General features: G+C 73.4%; 13 protein-coding genes. 7 read left to right on the forward strand and 6 right to left on the reverse strand.

Features of this window, described 5'->3' with window-relative positions:
* Window positions 1-9 precede the first annotated feature (9 nt).
* The 3 genes from hemG to K2F47_RS21935 are packed head-to-tail and all read left to right on the forward strand — an operon-like array spanning window position 10 to window position 2,783.
* Entirely contained in the window at window positions 10-1,485 is a 1,476-nt protein-coding gene (hemG, locus tag K2F47_RS21925; protein ID WP_242906675.1) for a protoporphyrinogen oxidase, read from the forward strand.
* Window positions 1,436-2,140 (forward strand): hydrogen peroxide-dependent heme synthase, encoded by a 705-nt coding sequence (hemQ, locus tag K2F47_RS21930; protein WP_242906677.1) that lies wholly within the window; start codon window positions 1,436-1,438, stop codon window positions 2,138-2,140. The genes hemG and hemQ overlap by 50 nt, the downstream gene beginning before the upstream one ends.
* A gap of 31 nt (window positions 2,141-2,171) precedes the next feature.
* Complete coding sequence (locus K2F47_RS21935) at window positions 2,172-2,783, forward strand: hypothetical protein (protein WP_242906678.1); 612 nt, start codon at window positions 2,172-2,174, stop codon at window positions 2,781-2,783.
* A 312-nt stretch (window positions 2,784-3,095) separates the two neighbouring features.
* Here the strand turns inward: K2F47_RS21935 and K2F47_RS21940 are convergent, their stop codons facing one another.
* The gene (locus K2F47_RS21940; protein WP_308198439.1) at window positions 3,096-3,824 is read right to left on the reverse strand and encodes a TIGR04222 domain-containing membrane protein; all 729 of its coding nucleotides are present in this window, start codon (window positions 3,822-3,824) and stop codon (window positions 3,096-3,098) included.
* Complete coding sequence (msrB, locus tag K2F47_RS21945) at window positions 3,707-4,108, reverse strand: peptide-methionine (R)-S-oxide reductase MsrB (protein ID WP_242906680.1); 402 nt, start codon at window positions 4,106-4,108, stop codon at window positions 3,707-3,709. The genes K2F47_RS21940 and msrB overlap by 118 nt, the downstream gene beginning before the upstream one ends.
* Before the next feature lie 53 nt (window positions 4,109-4,161).
* Between msrB and K2F47_RS21950 the strand changes: the two genes are divergently transcribed.
* Window positions 4,162-5,244 (forward strand): DNA polymerase domain-containing protein, encoded by a 1,083-nt coding sequence (locus tag K2F47_RS21950; protein ID WP_242906681.1) that lies wholly within the window; start codon window positions 4,162-4,164, stop codon window positions 5,242-5,244.
* 54 nt (window positions 5,245-5,298) lie between these two features.
* Here the strand turns inward: K2F47_RS21950 and K2F47_RS21955 are convergent, their stop codons facing one another.
* The gene (locus K2F47_RS21955) at window positions 5,299-7,233 is read right to left on the reverse strand and encodes a Xaa-Pro dipeptidyl-peptidase (RefSeq protein WP_242906682.1); all 1,935 of its coding nucleotides are present in this window, start codon (window positions 7,231-7,233) and stop codon (window positions 5,299-5,301) included.
* A 313-nt stretch (window positions 7,234-7,546) separates the two neighbouring features.
* Between K2F47_RS21955 and K2F47_RS21960 the strand changes: the two genes are divergently transcribed.
* On the forward strand, window positions 7,547-8,932 hold the full coding sequence (locus K2F47_RS21960; protein ID WP_242906683.1) for a sulfatase family protein: 1,386 nt from the start codon (window positions 7,547-7,549) through the stop codon (window positions 8,930-8,932).
* Here the strand turns inward: K2F47_RS21960 and K2F47_RS21965 are convergent.
* Window positions 8,923-11,337: a HelD family protein gene (locus K2F47_RS21965; RefSeq protein ID WP_242906684.1), complete on the reverse strand. Its 2,415-nt coding sequence runs from the start codon at window positions 11,335-11,337 to the stop codon at window positions 8,923-8,925. The two genes, K2F47_RS21960 and K2F47_RS21965, sit on opposite strands and share 10 nt — an antisense overlap.
* A 218-nt stretch (window positions 11,338-11,555) precedes the next feature.
* Between K2F47_RS21965 and K2F47_RS21970 the strand changes: the two genes are divergently transcribed.
* Window positions 11,556-13,247, forward strand: coding sequence for an alkaline phosphatase D family protein (locus K2F47_RS21970; RefSeq protein ID WP_242906685.1), 1,692 nt, complete (start codon window positions 11,556-11,558; stop codon window positions 13,245-13,247).
* A 64-nt stretch (window positions 13,248-13,311) separates the two neighbouring features.
* Here K2F47_RS21970 and K2F47_RS21975 read toward each other — a convergent pair whose 3' ends face one another.
* Window positions 13,312-14,403, reverse strand: coding sequence for an ATP-dependent DNA ligase (locus K2F47_RS21975; RefSeq protein ID WP_242906687.1), 1,092 nt, complete (start codon window positions 14,401-14,403; stop codon window positions 13,312-13,314).
* A gap of 77 nt (window positions 14,404-14,480) precedes the next feature.
* Here K2F47_RS21975 and K2F47_RS21980 point away from each other — a divergent pair, with 77 nt between their 5' ends.
* A complete protein-coding gene (locus tag K2F47_RS21980) occupies window positions 14,481-15,179 on the forward strand; it encodes a dihydrofolate reductase family protein (protein WP_242906689.1) in 699 nt (232 codons plus the stop codon).
* On the opposite strand, the gene K2F47_RS21985 is transcribed toward K2F47_RS21980, so the two are convergent.
* Complete coding sequence (locus K2F47_RS21985; protein WP_242906691.1) at window positions 15,161-15,922, reverse strand: pyrimidine reductase family protein; 762 nt, start codon at window positions 15,920-15,922, stop codon at window positions 15,161-15,163. The genes K2F47_RS21980 and K2F47_RS21985 overlap by 19 nt on opposite strands.
* Window positions 15,923-16,067: the final 145 nt, after the last annotated feature.

Consider the following 16,067-nt stretch of genomic DNA (forward strand, 5'->3'; position numbering starts at 1 on the left):
CTGGGAGCCATGACCTCCTCGCCTTCCGCCGCCCAGGCCGTCGTCGTCGGGGGCGGCATCGCGGGCCTCACCGCCGCGCGCGAGCTGGCCCGCGCCGGCGTCCGGGTGACCGTGCTGGAGGGCTCCTCCGCAACCGGCGGGAAGCTCCAGGTGAGCGAGATCGCCGGGCTGCCCGTGGACGAGGGCGCCGAGGCGATGCTGGTGCGCCGTCCCGAGGGCTTGGAGCTGGTCCGCGACCTCGGCCGGGGCGGCGAGCTGCTGAACCCGGGCACGACGTCCTCGGCGATCCTGAGCCGGGGGGCGCTGCGGCGCATCCCGTCCGGGCAGGTGATGGGCGTGCCGTCCGACCTGCGGGCGCTCGCGGCCTCGCAGGTGCTGTCCCCGGCGGGGCTGGCGCGCGTCCCGCTCGACCTCGTCCTGCCCGGCACGCCCCACGAGGAGGACGTGTCGGTGGCGGGCCTCATCGGCGCCCGCGTCGGCCGCGAGGTCGTCGACCGGCTCGTCGAGCCGCTGCTCGGCGGCGTGTACGCGGGCCGCGCCGAACTGCTGTCGTTCGAGGCGACGCTGCCCTCGCTCGCCGCCGCCGCGCGCGGCCGCCGGTCGCTGATCTCCGCCGCGCAGGGCGTCCAGGGCGCCGCGCCGAAGGACCCGGGCCCGGTGTTCGCGACGCTGCCCGGCGGCCTCGGCACCCTCCCGGCCGCGGTCGCCGCCGACCTCGCCGCCGCAGGCGGCACGATCAGGACCGACGCCATGGTCCGCGAGCTGCGCCGCCGCGAGGACGGCTGGCGGCTCACCCTCGGCCCGGCCCGCGACCCCGAGTACCTCGACGCCGACGCCGTGGTGGTCGCCGTCCCGGCGGCGCCCGCGGCCCGGCTGCTGCGGGACGAGGTGCCCGCCGCAGCGACCGAGCTGGCGCAGATCGAGTACGCGAGCATGGCGATCGTCACGCTCGTCTACCCGGTGGCGGCGTTCCCAAGGCTGCCCGAGGGCAGCGGCTACCTCGTCCCGGCCGTGGAGAGCGCGCACGAGGTGAAGGCCGTCACGTTCAGCTCGGTGAAGTGGCCGCACCTGCGCGCCCACGACCCCGGGCTGATCGCGGTGCGCTGCTCGATCGGCCGGTTCGGCGAGGAACATACCCTGCAAAGGGCGGACGAGGAGCTGGTCGCGGCCGCGGCGGCGGAGCTGGCGGCGACGTGCGGGGTGGCCGGCCCGCCCGTCGAGACGCGGGTGACCCGCTGGGGCGGCGGCCTCCCGCAGTACAACGTGGGCCACGTCCGGCGGGTCGCGCGAATCCGCGCCGCCGTCGCGGCGGAGCCCGGGCTGGCCGTCGCGGGCGCGGCCTACGACGGGCTGGGAGTCCCCGCGTGCGTCGCGTCGGCGCGCGCGGCGGCGGTGCGAATACTCGAACATGTGCGCAGTCGAAGAGGAGCAGAGGATGGCAGCGACGGAAGCGGCGGGCAGGCCGAAGGCACGCGAGCTCAATGACGTGATCCGCTACACGATGTGGTCGGTCTTCCGGGTCGCGGCCCCGGGCACGGTCGGCGAGCGGGACGCGGCGGAGGTCCAGGACCTCCTCGACCAGGCCGCCGAGAAGGACGTCACCACGCGCGGCGCCTACGACGTGGCCGGGCTGCGGGCCGACGCCGACTACATGTTCTGGTGGCACGCCCCCACGGCGGAGGACCTCCAGGAGGTCTACACCCGGTTCCGCCGGACGGCGGTGGGCCGCGCCAGCGAGCCGGTGTGGTCGCAGATGGCGCTGCACCGCCCGGCGGAGTTCAACAAGAGCCACATCCCGGCGTTCCTCGCCGACGAGGAGCCCCGCGCGTTCGTGTGCGTGTACCCGTTCGTCCGGTCCTACGAGTGGTACCTGCTGCCGGACGAGGAGCGCCGCGCGATGCTCGCCGAGCACGGCAAGATGGCGCGCTCCTACCCCGACGTCCGCGCCAACACCGTCTCCTCGTTCGCGCTCGGCGACTACGAGTGGATGCTGGCGTTCGAGGCCGACGAGCTGCACCGGATCGTCGACCTGATGCGCCATCTGCGGGGCGCGCGCGCACGCCTGCACACCCGCGAGGAGGTGCCCTTCTACACCGGGCGCCGCAAGGCCGTCAGCGAACTCGTCGCCAACCTGCCCTAGTCGGTGGCAAACCCTCGGTAAAGTGCGCCCCGTGACCGACTCTCCCGCCAAGCAGAACCCGGCCCAGCACTCCCGGGGCCGGCACGCCAAACCGCCGTCCGCGCTGTCGATCCGCTGGAGAAGGCTGGCCGGACGGTCGCCGGGCGGATCGCGGCGCCGGGCGTCGCTCGCCGGCGCGGGCGCCGCGTCCCTCGCGCTGGCGACGGGGCTGGCCGTGTTCGGAGGGGTGCCGGGGCTGCCGGGCGGCGGGTCCGAGGCGCCCCGGGCCGAGGTGGCCGCGCACACCGGCCGCCCCTCCCCGGCCGCGGCCGCCGTGCGGCCCGAGTCCGTCGAGGACCCGGACGCGGTCCCCGAGGCGGTCCCCTACTTCGAGACCAGGGACCCGGAGAAGAAGGTCGTCGGGCACGTCACCGACGTCCGCCGCAGCGGCGACTTCATCCGCGTCTACACGGACCTGGGGGAGAGCGACGAGAACTCCAAGCCCGCGCTCTCCCTCTGCGAGTGGACGACGCAGTTCCTCAAGGACGGCGGCGACGACGAGCCCCGGGTCTTCGTCCACGGCAAGAGCAGCGACAACGGCAGCGTCGTCCTCGCGAACAAGCAGAGCGACAAGGACGACTGCGAGGTCCCCGAAACCCGCTGACCCCGCCCCAAACCCCCGCCCAGCCCCTCGACCCCCGCCCGGGCCCCACGATGTCGCGCACGTCGCCGATCGCGAAACCCTAGCCGGTGTCGACCCCGAGTCCGTGGCGGGTGCTGCGCGGCCGCGAGGTGCCGACCGGGGCCGGATGAGCGACTCGGCCGGGAGGCGGTGGCGGGGTCCCGACCGGTGCCGACCGCGAGCTTTCGGCCAGGACCACGCTGGCCGCGAGGTGCTAATCGGAGCCGGATGCCGTGCTCGCGGTTGGGGTCGGGGTCCCGACCGGTGCCGCCCGCAGGTTGGCGGGCGGGCCGCTCAGTAGCTGCCGTACTGGGTGTCCGAGAGGTTGCTGGAGTCCAGGTTGTCGCCACGGTGCTTGGTGCGGGGCAGCTTGATCGGCTTCGGGTCGTCGGTGGTGAGGATCTCGCGGGTTCTGGGGTCCTCGACGGCGGCCGGGCCGAGTGCTGCGAGGCGGGCGATGTCGCTCGTGGCCGGGGTTTCCGCGAGTTCGCGCGCCTTCGCTCTGCCCTCGCGGGTGGGACGGGGCGTCCGGCCGCGCCGTAGGAGGCCGCGTTCGCGCAGCGCGTCCGCGACGGCCAGCACCTCGGGGGCACCGGCCACCGCGGCGAGCAGCGGGCCCAGCAGCGTTCCGGTGCCGGGGACCCGTTCCAGGAGCGCGGCCTGGACGGGGTCGTCCGGCGCGGGGCCGTCCGGCTCCTCGCGGACGGCCTCCACACGGTGCGCCCGGGAGATCCGGACGCGGCGCCGCTCGGCCAGGCCGAGGAGGGCGGTCTGGGCGACCCGCAGGGGGCCGCCGCACAGGAACGCGATCTCGTAGGTGCTCAACTCGCCCATCGGACCTCCGCCCGTCGTGCCGCCCGTCTTTCGGACGCGCCGCGCGGGCCGATGGTTGCGCCCGATCCGCCCTACTCCGCGGGCTCCAGGTTGAGGCTGACGCTGTTGATGCAGTAGCGGTCGTCGGTCGGGGTGCCGTAGCCCTCGCCGTGGAACACGTGGCCGAGGTGGGAGTCGCAGGTCGCGCACCTGACCTCGGTGCGGACCATGCCCCCCGAGCGGTCCTCGATCAGCACGACCGCGTCCGAGTCGGACGGGGCGTAGAACGACGGCCAGCCGCAGTGGCTGTCGAACTTGGTCTCCGAGCGGAACAGTTCGGTGCCGCAGGCGCGGCAGCGGTACACGCCGACGGTCTTGGTGTCGGTGTACTCCCCGGTGTAGGGCCGCTCGGTGCCCGCCTGGCGCAGCACGCGGAACTCCTCGGGGTTCAGCACCGCCCGCCACTCTTCCTCGCTTTTCCGGATCTTCTCCATACCGTCGACCGTACCCGGCGAGAGTGTCGGGCCCGTGGGTTAACGTGCTGGTTATGGCCTCGCCGTATATCGAGATCCCGGTCGGGGATCGGCTCGTCAAGGTGTCCAACCCCGACAAGGTCTACTTTCCCGAGCCCGGCTACACCAAGCGGCAGCTCGTGGAGTACTACCTCGCCGTGGGCGAGGGCATCCTGCGCGCCACCCGCGACCGCCCGACGACCCTGGAGCGCTGGCCCGCCGGGGTCTTCGAGGGCGCCAAGATGGCGACCCGGGAGGACTACGCCCGCGGGCAGGCGGGCATGGGCGCGGGCAAGTCCGACGCCTTCTACCAGAAGCGCGCGCCCAAGGGCGCGCCCGACTGGGTCCGCACGTCCCGGATCGAGTTCCCGAGCGGGCGCTCGGCCGACGAGGTCCGCCCGACCGAGGTCGCGGTGATCGCGTGGGCGGCGAACCTCGGCACGCTGACCTTCCACCCCTGGCCCGTCCGGGACGGTGACGTCGACCATCCCGACGAGCTGCGCATCGACCTCGACCCGCAGCCCGGCACCGACTTCTCCGACGCGGTCCGGGTGGCGCTCGGCCCGGCCCGCGACCTGCTGGACGAGCTGGGCCTCACCGGCTTCGTGAAGACCTCCGGCAAGGGCGGCGTGCACATCTACGTCCGGATCGAGCCGCGCTGGACGTTCACCGAGGTCCGCCGGGCCGCGCTCGCGTTCGGGCGGGAGGTGGAGCGCCGCGTCCCGAACGAGGTCACCACCCGCTGGTGGAAGGAGGAGCGCGGCGAGCAGGTGTTCGTCGACTTCAACCAGAACGCACGCGACCGCACGATCGCGTCGGCCTACAGCGTCCGCCCGGTGCCCTACGCGGCGGTCTCGGCGCCGCTGACCTGGGACGAGCTGGCCGACGCCGATCCGCACGACTTCACGATCGGCACGATGCCGGAGCGCTTCGCCAAGATCGGCGACCTGCACGCGACCATCGACGACCAGGCGTTCTCGCTGGACGGCCTGCTGGAGCTCGCCGACCGCGACGAGCGCGACCACGGCCTGGGCGACATGCCGTATCCGCCCAACTACCCGAAGATGCCGGGCGAGCCCAAGCGCGTCCAGCCCAGCAAGGACACCGACCGCGAATGAGAAGACCGCCGCCCCCTCCAGGAGGGGGCGGCGGCCTCGCCGGTCACTCGGGGATCAGGAGAACTTCCGCTCCTGGACCGGCAGCGACACCTCGGTCGGGCCGCGCCACGGGGTGGCGGGCAGCGGGGCGAGCCGTGCCTCCGCGTCCCCCTCGGCCGCGACGACCGGGAAGCGGATCGAGCTCGCCGCCAGGTCCACCGTCACCTGGGCGCCGGTGGGCGTCTCGGTGTTGTAGTCGGCGTCCGTCCCGGCCAGGACGAGCCCCAGCCGGTGGCCCTTCTTCAGCAGGTACTCCTGGCTGAGCGTGTCCCAGCGGACGTCGTAGTACTGGCCGGGCGTCAGCGGTGACGGGTCGCTCAGCGACGACCGGTTCTGCGCGTCCAGCCAGCCGCGCGCGACGACGTTCACCGGCGAGTTCACCGTCTTGATCTTCGTCTGCCTGTAGCAGCCGTCGTCGGACGCGGTCGCCTCGCCGTGGCAGTCCTCGGTGGTCAGCGTCTGGATGCCCGACCCGGAGCCGAGGTAGTCGACGCGGGTGTCGGCACCGTAGTCGACGAGCAGCGCCGTGATGTTCGAGGTCGGCTTGTCCAGCTTGATCCGCAGCCGCGCGTCGGGCGTGCCCGACAGCCGCGTCGTCTCGGGCAGCTCCCCGGTGACGTAGGCGAGCCGGAACGGCTTGCCGGTCGTCGGGTCGGCCACCAGCTCCGACTCGCGGTACCCCTGGTTGCGGGAACCGGCGGCGTCGGTGTAGGTCGCGGTCTCGCCCTTGGGGGCGTGCCAGAGGCCGAGCGAGCCGTCCGCGCCGGGACGCAGCGTCACGGTCTTGGCGTCGGGCGCGGGCCAGTCGTCCTGGGTGACCCATTTGTCCGGGCCGACCTGGATGTCGGCGCGCGGCTCGTCCAGGACGTCGTTCGGGATCTTCTGGAGCTCGTGGTCGAACCACTTGTGCAGGGTCTCGACCCAGAGGTCGCGGCGGATGTCGAACGGGTCGACGTGCCCGGTCTGCGACAGCCACACCTTGCGGGTGATCCCGCGCTGGGCGAGGCCCTTCCACCACTCGGCGAAGTGGTCGTCCTTGACGTTCAGGTCGTTGACGCCGTGGTAGGCGAAGATGCTCGCGCGGACGTTGCCGAGGCGGCCGATGTTCCCGTGCCGGTAGTCGGCGTCCTTCCAGTAGGCGTTGTAGTTGCCGGTCGCGTCGTCCTCTCCCTTGTCGAGGTCGGCGTTGACGGCGGCGCACTTGGCGGGCGGGTCGGTGTCGACGGTGTCGGCGAGGCCCGGCTGCTCGTCGGTCCAGTACTTGACGCCGTTCATGCGGCTGTAGTTGTACCAGCTGCTGATCGCCGCGATCGGGACGATCGTCTCCAGGCCCTGCACGCCGGTGGAGGCGACGCCGTTGGCGAGCGTGCCGTCGTAGGACTTGCCGATCATGCCGGTGCGGCCGGTGGTCCAGGTGGCCTGCGCGGGCGTGCCGTCGGGCTTGTAGGCCTTGGCCCGCCCGTTGAGCCAGTCGACGACGGCCTTGCCGCCGAGCACGTCGGACGGCCCGCCGCTGACCGGGCAGCCGTCCGAGCGGGTCGTGCCGACCATGTCGACCGCGAGGAACGCGTAGCCGCGCGGGACGAAGTAGTTGTCGTAGAACAGCGGGAACTTCAGCGGGTTCCCGTTCGCGTCGTAGGTCTTGCGCTCGCTCTCGTTGCCACGGCCGAGGTTGTCGTAGTACGGGCTCTCGTCCATGATCACCGGCACCTTGAGACCGCTCTCGGTCTCCTTCGGCCGGATGATGTCCACGTTGACCCGGTCGAGCTTGCCGTCGCGGTCGCTGTCCACGCTGGACTCGACGTACACGTGCTCGCGGATCGCGTCCTTGTAGGAGAAGACCGGCTGGGTCACGCCGCCCTCGACCACGATGTGGGGGGACGTCTGCGCGACGGCCGTCGCGCCGCCCGCGCCGACGAGCGCCGCGCCCGTCAGTACGGCGACGGTCATGCTCCGTCGGGTCCGTCTCGGGGATCGCCTGGGCAATCCGCACCTCCGAAGCTGCTGGTGGTTCCGTTCGCGCACACGTTCCTCGCACTGACGCGCGGGGTAAAGGTCGCGGTTCGACGATCTCGCGCCGGTTTTGGGCAGAAGCTGCCCTTGCGGGCGCCGCGTCCGTGTCCTCCCTCACCGTCCGGCCGCCGGTTCGTCTCGCAGCGTTGCGCCGACGATCAGCATTCCCTACTATTTCGGTTTGTTTTACTAAATCAGTAGGGAAAGTGGGTTGCTCATGCCCAAGCACGACGAAGCGTCCAAACCACACATGAGCAGGCGGGGCGCCACCGCCGCGATGGGCGCCATGGTCGCCACCGCGGCCGCCGGACCCCTCGCGACCGGCACCGCCCGCGCCGACGAGCGGCCCTTCCGCGCCGACCCCGAGGCCCGGGCGGCGCGGCGGCCCAACATCCTGGTCATCCTCGGCGACGACCTCGGCTGGGCCGACCTCGGCTGCTACGGCTCGCCCGCCATCCGCACCCCGCACCTGGACGGGCTCGCGCGGCAGGGCGTCCGCTTCACCGACGCCTACTCGGCCGCCGCCGTCTGCTCACCGACCCGCTTCGGCCTCTACACCGGCCGCTACCCCGGACGGCTGCGCGGCGGCCTGGAGGAGCCGATCGCCCGCCCGGACGAGCTGCACGGCATCCCGCCGGGCCATCCGACGCTCGCGTCGCTGCTCAAGGGCGCCGGGTACGCCACCGCCATGTTCGGCAAGTGGCACTGCGGGTTCCTGCCCTGGTACAGCCCGCTCAAGTCGGGCTGGGACACCTTCTTCGGCAACCTGTCGGGCGCCGTCGACTACTACTCCAAGATGACCGCCGACGGCCGCGACCTGTACGAGGGCGAGGTCCCCACCGAGTCGCTCGGCTACTACACCGAGACGATCGCCGACCGCGCCGCCGCGTTCGTCCGGGAGGCGCGCGGCGGGCCGTGGCTGCTGAACCTCAACTTCACCGCGCCGCACTGGCCCTGGGAGGGGCCGGGCGACCGGGCCGTGAGCACGGAGATCACCGCGCGGATCAGGGCGGGCGACTCCCGGGCGCTCTGGCACGACGACGGCGGCTCCCTCGACACCTACCGCCGGATGGTCGAGGCGCTGGACGCGGGCGTCGGACGCGTCCTCGCGGCGCTGCGCGAGACCGGCCAGGAACGTGACACGCTCGTCCTGTTCTCCAGCGACAACGGCGGGGAGCGCTGGTCCTACCAGTGGCCGCTCAGCGGCGCCAAGGCCGGGCTCAACGAGGGCGGCATCCGGGTCCCGAACATCCTGCGCTGGCCCGCCCGCATCCGGCCCCGCCAGGTCAGCGGCGTCCCCGTGATCACCCAGGACTGGACGGCGACGATCCTGGAGGTCACGGGGGTGCGGCCCGCCGCGTCCCACCCGCTGGACGGCCGGAGCCTCGCCGGGCACCTGCTGCGCGGCGAGCGCGCGCCCGGGCACGACCTGTTCTGGCGCACCCGGACGGCGCGGGCGCTGCGCCGCGGCCGCTGGAAGTACCTGCGCGCGACCCCGTCCGCCCCGGGCGCCCTCTACGACTTGGCCGCCGACCCCCGCGAGCAGGCCGACCTGGCGCACCGCCGCCCCGAGGTCTTCAACGGGCTGAAGAACCGCTGGGAGGAGATCGACAAGGAGCTGCTGCCCTACTCCTGACCCGCCGCCTCCTGACCCGGCGCCAGGCGGTCCAGCATCGCGGGCAGATCCCCCTGGTGGACGACCGTCATGCGGCGCGTCGCGCGGGTCAGCGCCACGTAGAGGTCCTGCCCGCCCTTGGGCGACTCGGCGAGGACGCCCGCGGGGTCCACGACGATGACCGAGTCGAACTCCAGGCCCTTGGCCTCCCCGGCGGTCAGCACGACGACGGGGGAGTCGAGGGCCTCGGGCGTGGCGCCCACGGCCGCGTCCGGCAGCGCGGCGAGGACGCCGGGATGCCGTGCCGCCGAGGTGATCACCGCGAGCCGTCCCTCCGCGACGCCGCCGCCCGCCGACGGCCCGGTGGCGACCTCGGCCAGCTCGGCGGCGACCAGCGCCGGAAGCTCGGCCACCGTCGCCTCGACGGCGCGCGGCGGGGCGCCGTCGTCGCGGACGGGCACCGGCGGCACCTCGCCCGGCGCGACGGCGGCCAGCACGTCCTGTGCCACCTCCATGATCGCGGCCGGGGTGCGGTAGTTGACCATCAGCCGCTGCTCGCGCCAGCGGCCCGGGACGTACCGGTCGAGCATCTGCCCCCAGGACGCGGCGCCCGCCGCGCTGCCCGTCTGCGCGATGTCGCCGACGACGGTCAGCGACCGGGTCGGGACGCGGCGCATCACCGCCCGCCAGGCCATCTCCGACAGCTCCTGCGCCTCGTCCACGATCACGTGCCCGTAGGCCCACTCGCGGTCGGCGGCGGCGCGCTGGGCCGTGGTGAGCGCCGGGCCCTCGTCGTGGTGCCGGTCGGCGAGCAGCGCCGCGTCCACGGTCTCGGCGCCGGTCGTCTCGATCACCTCGCGGGCGTACAGCTCGTCCGCCTCGCGCCGCTTGGCCTCCGCGCGGCGCCGCGCCCGCTCGGCCGAGTCGTCGGAGCCGAGCAGCTCGGCGGCCTCGTCCAGCAGCGGGACGTCGGACGTCGTCCACGGCGACCCGGGCGGCCGGTGCAGCAGCTCGACGCCGGGCACGTCCGCGCCGAGCCGCGCGAGGGCCTCGGGGTCGGCGAACAGGTCGGTGAGCAGCCGCTGCGGAGTCAGCTCCGGCCACAGCGCGTCGATCGCCTCCCGGACGAGCGGCTCGTGCCAGAGGCCCTCCTTGGCGATGCGGAGGTCGGCCTCGTCCAGCAGCGGCGTGTCCTCCGCCTCGTCGAGCAGCTCCTGGAGCCACGAGGGGACCTGGCCCGCGCGCAGGATCTCCTCCAGCGGCTCGTCCACGATCCGCTCGAACTGCTCGGCGCGGTTCACCGCGAGCGCCTCCAGCAGGTCGTGGACGAACCGCCGCCGCTGGAGGTTGTGCGGCAGCCGCAGCGCGCGGGCCCGGTCGCGGGCCAGCGCGCACGCCGCCTCCTCGACGTGCAGGGTCAGGCCGTCGGACTCGACGCTCAGCCCCCCGGCCGGGACGCGCTGCCGGTCCAGCACGGCCGCCTCGACCAGGCCCGCCATCGCGAGGCCGCCCTTCACGACCGCTACGGAGGGTGAGTCGGACGTCGCCGCCCTGACTCCGGGGTACAGCTCGCCGACCGTGGCCAGCGCCACGTCGGTCTCGCCCAGGCCGGGGAGCACCTGCTCGATGTAGCGCAGGAACGTCGCGTTCGGGCCCACGACGAGGACGCCGCGCCGCTCCAGCACGTCCCGGTGGGTGTAGAGGAGGTACGCGGCGCGGTGCAGCGCCGCGACCGTCTTGCCCGTGCCGGGGCCGCCCTGGACGACCAGCACGCCCTGGAGGGCCGAGCGGATGACCTGGTCCTGCTCCTCCTGGATGGTGGCGACGACGTCGCTCATCCGGCCCGTCCGGCCGCGCCGCAGCGTCGCCAGCAGCGCCGCCTCGCCGACGATCCCGCCGCGCTCGGACTCGGCCAGTCCCTCCAGGTCGAAGACCTCGTCGTCCAGCCGGACGACCTCCCGCTGGCGGAGGTGCAGGTGGCGGCGCCGCGCGAGGGTACCGGGCGCGCCCGGCGTCGCCGTGTAGAACGGGCGCGCCGCCTCCGCCCGCCAGTCGATCAGCATGGGTTCGTGGTCGTCGTCGCGCAGCCCGATCCGGCCGACGTAGAAGGTGTCGCCGGGGCCGTCCGCATCGGAGCGGTGGTCGATCCGGCCGAAGCACAGCCCCTGCTCGACGCCGCTCAGCCTGGCCAGCCGCCGCGCGGCCTCGTCGGTGGCGACCGCGCTCTCCAGCCTCGCCTGGAACGCGCTCCCGCCCCCCGCCGCCGGGCCCCGGCGCAGCGCGTCCTCGGCCTTGGCGCGCTCGGCGTCGAGCCGTTCGTACACGCGGGTCACGTGCTCCTGCTCGGCGCGCAGGGCCGCTTCGCGCGCCCCGCCCGGAAATTCCGGGCCCTCGGGCTTGACAGCATCCGGTTGACGGAGTCCCATGCCTCGGCTACACTCCTGTTCATAGGATGGAGTTTGGTGTGCGCAGTTCGTAAGTCGCCACCTTATCACCCCATTTCCCCTCGTGCCGCCGACCCCTCGTGCCGCCGAACAGATCGTTCCTGTTGCGGCGGCCGTCATCCGTACGGCGCCTCCCGGTCACCGATCTTCACGAGGCTTTCCGGCGTTTACTGCCAGACGTCCGAAAGGTCGCGTTTCACATGGCCGACTCCGCGCCCCAGCTCAACCGGAGATCCTTCCTCGTCGCCGGCGGCCTCGCCGTCGGCACCGCCACCGCCGTGGGCGGCGTCCCCGGGACCGCCCACGCCGCCCCCCTCCGGTCGCGCGCCCTCGCCGGCGACCCGTTCACGCTCGGCGTCGCCTCCGGCGACCCCGACCCGAGCGGATTCGTCCTCTGGACGCGCCTCGCCGTCGACCCGCACGCGGAGGACGGCCTCGGCGGCATGCCCGCGCGGCCCGTCCCCGTCCAGTGGGAGGTGTCCTCCGACGAGCGGTTCCGCCGGATCGACCGGCGCGGCACCGCGCTCGCCCGCCCCGAGGCCGCGCACTCGGTGCACGTCGAGCTGAACGGCCTGCGCCACGGCCGCGACTACTGGTACCGCTTCCGCGCCGGGGACCACGTCTCGCCGGTCGGACGCACCCGCACCGCGCCCCGCGCCGACTCCTTCGGCCCGGCCCTCGCGATGGGCTTCGTGTCGTGCTCCCAGTTCGAGCACGGCTACTTCACCGCCTACCGGCGGCTCGCCGAGGAGCACCCCGACCTGATCCTGCACCTCGGCGACTACCAGTACGAGTACAAGAAGGGCGTCTACACGATCCCGGGCGGCAACGTCCGCGACCACGAGGGCCCCGAGACCGTGACGCTCGCCAACTACCGGCTGCGGCACGCCCAGTACAAGACCGACCCCGACCTCCAGGCCGCGCACGAGGCCGCGCCCTGGCTCGTCGTCTTCGACGACCACGAGGTCGAGAACAACTGGGCCGACGACGTCCCCGAGGACGGCTCGGACACGCCCGACCCCGCCGACTTCGCCAAGCGCCGCGCCGCCGCGTTCCAGGCGTACTACGAGAACATGCCGCTGCGCCGCCGGTCCGTCCCGCGCGGGCCGGACATCCAGATCTACCGGCGGATCCAGTGGGGCAAGCTCGCCAACTTCCACATGCTCGACACCCGCCAGTTCCGCGACGACCAGGCGTGCGGCGACGGCAACAAGGTGTGCGACGCCGCGAACGACCCGAAGCGCTCCATCACCGGGGAGCGGCAGGAGAAGTGGCTGATCGACGGGTTCCGCCGCTCCGAGGCCCGCTGGGACGTCATCGGCCAGCAGGTGTTCTTCGCCCAGCGCGACAGCGACGCCGGGCCGCTGAAGAAGACCTCGCAGGACGCCTGGGACGGCTACGTCGCCTCCCGCGACCGCATCACCAAGGGATGGGTGGACGCGGGGGTCCGCAACGCCGTCGTGCTCACCGGCGACGTCCACGCGCACTGGGCGAGCGAGCTCAAGGCCAACTACGACGACCCGAACTCGGCGACCGTCGGCTCCGAGCTGGTCTGCACCTCCGTCACCAGCACCGGCGACGGCAAGGACTCCAACCCCGCCGACCACCCCTACCTCAAGATCAACAAGCACCTGCGCTTCTACAACAACCAGCGCGGCTACGTCATGACGAGGATCGGCAAGGAGGAGATGAAGGCCGACTTCAAGACCCTCCCGACCGTGCGGACGCCCGGCGCCGAGATCTCGACCAAGGCCACCTTCGTCATCGAGGACCGCGTCCCCGGCCTGAAGCAGACCTACCTGCGCCCCTACTCCGCGGCGAAGGCGTCGGCGTCGGCCCAGTCCGACCAGGCGGTCATCGACCAGACGATCCGCAACGAGACCCAGCCCTGACCCACCCCACCGCGGCCGGGTCGCGTCCCCGCTGGGGGCGCGGCCCGGCCGTTCTGCCGGGATCTCAGCGGTCGGCGCGGGCCTTCGTGGCCGAGCCGGTGAAGATGTCGTCGAGGTCGTAGGCGACCGGCACCTCCAGCTGCTCGTAGGTGCACGACCGCGGCGTCCGGTCGGGACGCCAGTTGCGGAACCGCGCGGTGTGCCGGAACCGGTCGCCCTCCATCGCCTCGTAGGCGACCTCGACGACCAGGTCGGGACGCAGCGCCACCCAGGCCAGGTCCTTCTTGCCCGTCCAGCGGGAGATCGCGCCCGGCATGCGGTCGGCGGTGGCCTCGGTCTGCTGGGCCCAGCCTGCCCACGGATGGCCGTCGAGGTCCTCCATCCGGTAGGGCTTCAGCTCCTCGACCAGCTCGGCGCGGCGCTTCATCGTGAACGAGGCCGCGACGCCCACGTGCTGGAGGTTGCCCTCGGCGTTGAACAGGCCGAGCAGCAGCGAGCCGACGATCGGCCCCGACTTGTGCCAGCGGAAGCCCGCGACCACGCAGTCGGCGGTGCGCTCGTGCTTGACCTTGAACAGCACCCGCTTGTCGGGCGTGTACGGGACGTCGCGCGGCTTGGCGATCACGCCGTCCAGCCCGGCGCCCTCGAACTCGTCGAACCAGCGCAGCGCCAGCTCGTAGGAGTCGGACGCGGGCGTCACGAACACCGGCGCCTTCACCCCGGCCAGGGTCTCCACGAGGCGCCGCCGCCGCTCGCCCAGCGGCACCTCCATCAGCGACTCGTCGCCGATCGCCAGCAGGTCGAACGCCACGAACGAGGCGGGCGTCTCCTCCGACAGCAGCTTGATCCGGGACGCCGCCGGATGGATGCGCTGCTGGAGGCCGTCGAAGTCGAGGCGCGTGCCCTTGCGCAGGACGATCTCACCGTCCACCACGCACCGCTCGGGCAGCTCCCGCTTCACCGCCTCCACCAGCTCGGGGAAGTAGCGGGTCAGCGGCTTCTCGCCGCGGCTGGACAGCTCCACCTCGTCGCCGTCGCGGAAGACGACGCAGCGGAAACCGTCCCACTTGGGCTCGTACAGCAGGTCGCCCTGGGGCATCGTCTTGACCGCCTTGGCCAGCATCGGCGACAGCGGCGGACTGATCGGCAGGTCCATGCCCCCATCTTGCGCCCTGCCACCGACAAAGGGGCAGGCCGGGGGGCCGGAAACGGTCATTGGCTACGCTGGCGCGCATGCGCCGCCTGCACCCAGAGCCCGCCGCCAGCGTCGATCCCTACGACGCCTACGGCGACGCCCCCGGCCTGCGGGTCGGCATGGTCGTGAGCGCGGACGGCTCGGCCACCGACGCCGAGGGCTGGACGGACGGCCTCGGCGGCGCGGCCGACTTCCGCGTCTTCCGGACGCTGCGGGCCCTGGCCGACGCGATCCTCGTCGGCGCCGGAACGGTCCGGACGGGACGGCTCGGCCCGGCGCGGCTCCGTCCCGACCTGCGCGCGCGCCGGGGCGGTCCGCCCGCCCCCATCGTCGTGGTGAGCCGCTCCCTGGACCTGGACTGGTCGCTTCCCCTGTTCACCGAGGCCGAGACGCCGACGATCGTCGTGACGACGGAGCGCGCGCGGTCCGGCGTCCCGTCCGGGATCGGGGTCGTCGCGGCGGGCGAGGACGAGATCGACCTGCCCGCCGCGATCCGCGCGCTGCGCGAGGACCTCGGCCACGAGCGCCTGCTCTGCGAGGGCGGGCCCGCGCTGTCCACGGCGCTGGTCCGCGCGTCGCTCGTCGACGAGCTGTGCCTGAACATCGCGCCGGTCCTGCTCGGCGGCCCCCGCCACACCCGCCTCCTCGGCGGCCTGGCCGCGGAGGTCCCGCTCGAACCCGCCGCCCTCTACCTGGACGAGGGCGTGCTGTTCGTCCGCTACCTGCTGCGGGTGTAGCGCAGGAAGAGGAAGCCGTCGTCCTGGAGGGCGTGCGCCAACTCCAGCTCGTCCGGGTCAGGCAGCGGCGGCCCGTTCAGGATCCGCTTCGCGGCGCCCGCCAGCAGCAGCGGGCTCAGCGTGAGGCACAGCTCGTCGAGCAGCCCGGCCGCCACGAACCCCGACAGGACCGAGGGCCCGCCCTCGCACAGCATCCGCCGGTGCCCGCGCGCCTCCAGTTCCGCGACGGCGGCGGCGAAGTCGAGCGTGGCCTCCCCGGCCGTGATCACCTCGGCGTGCTCGCGGGCCGCCCGCAGCCGCTCCGGCGGGGCGCCGCCGGGCGCCAGCACGATCGTCGGCGCCACCGCCTCGGTGAACACGGGCGCGTCGAAGTCCAGGTCGAGGGTGCGGGTGACGATCGCCAGCGGCGGGACGGGGGGCAGGCCCTCGCGCAGCCCCTCCCAGCTCTCGTCGGGAGGGACCGGGCCGTAGCCCTCGGCCCGCACCGTCCCGGCGCCGACGATCACCACGTCCGCGAACCCGCGCAGCAGCGAGAACAGGAACCGGTCGGCGGGGTTGCCGAGGCCGCCGGCGAGCCCGGCGAGCTGCGCCGCGCCGTCCAGGCTGGCCACCATGTTCGCGCGCAGGTGGCGGCCCTGCTCGGGCGGGGCGTAGTACTCGGCGAAATCGGCCGGACCGGGCAGCGGCGACAGCGTGCGCACGGTGTCCGAGGGAGTCTTCGGGGTGCTGTCCAAGGTGTCCATAGGGGTCACAAGTTACCGCCCGGCCCGTCATCTCACTGACCGGCGACGTGACGGCGGGTGCGGCAATCTGTACGAATCAGTCATGGGGGAGTGCCCGCCGCGTCACACTGTGACCGCGGGCCACGGGGACGAGAACCGCACCGAA

The sequence above is a fragment of the Actinomadura terrae genome (assembly GCF_022751215.1).
Lineage (GTDB): Bacteria > Actinomycetota > Actinomycetes > Streptosporangiales > Streptosporangiaceae > Spirillospora > Spirillospora terrae.

Excerpts from the sequence above, each read along its gene's own strand:
- K2F47_RS21955 (WP_242906682.1), bottom strand. The coding sequence starts at position 7,233 with ATGACCGTCGCCGTACTGACGGGCGCGGCGCTCGTCGGCGCGGGCGGC.
- K2F47_RS21965 (WP_242906684.1), bottom strand. The coding sequence starts at position 11,337 with ATGGGACTCCGTCAACCGGATGCTGTCAAGCCCGAGGGCCCGGAATTT.
- K2F47_RS21960 (WP_242906683.1), top strand. The coding sequence starts at position 7,547 with ATGAGCAGGCGGGGCGCCACCGCCGCGATGGGCGCCATGGTCGCCACC.
- hemQ (WP_242906677.1), top strand. The coding sequence starts at position 1,436 with ATGGCAGCGACGGAAGCGGCGGGCAGGCCGAAGGCACGCGAGCTCAAT.
- K2F47_RS21950 (WP_242906681.1), top strand. The coding sequence starts at position 4,162 with ATGGCCTCGCCGTATATCGAGATCCCGGTCGGGGATCGGCTCGTCAAG.
- K2F47_RS21975 (WP_242906687.1), bottom strand. The coding sequence starts at position 14,403 with ATGGACCTGCCGATCAGTCCGCCGCTGTCGCCGATGCTGGCCAAGGCG.
- K2F47_RS21985 (WP_242906691.1), bottom strand. The coding sequence starts at position 15,922 with ATGGACACCTTGGACAGCACCCCGAAGACTCCCTCGGACACCGTGCGC.
- K2F47_RS21980 (WP_242906689.1), top strand. The coding sequence starts at position 14,481 with ATGCGCCGCCTGCACCCAGAGCCCGCCGCCAGCGTCGATCCCTACGAC.
- msrB (WP_242906680.1), bottom strand. The coding sequence starts at position 4,108 with ATGGAGAAGATCCGGAAAAGCGAGGAAGAGTGGCGGGCGGTGCTGAAC.
- hemG (WP_242906675.1), top strand. The coding sequence starts at position 10 with ATGACCTCCTCGCCTTCCGCCGCCCAGGCCGTCGTCGTCGGGGGCGGC.
- K2F47_RS21970 (WP_242906685.1), top strand. The coding sequence starts at position 11,556 with ATGGCCGACTCCGCGCCCCAGCTCAACCGGAGATCCTTCCTCGTCGCC.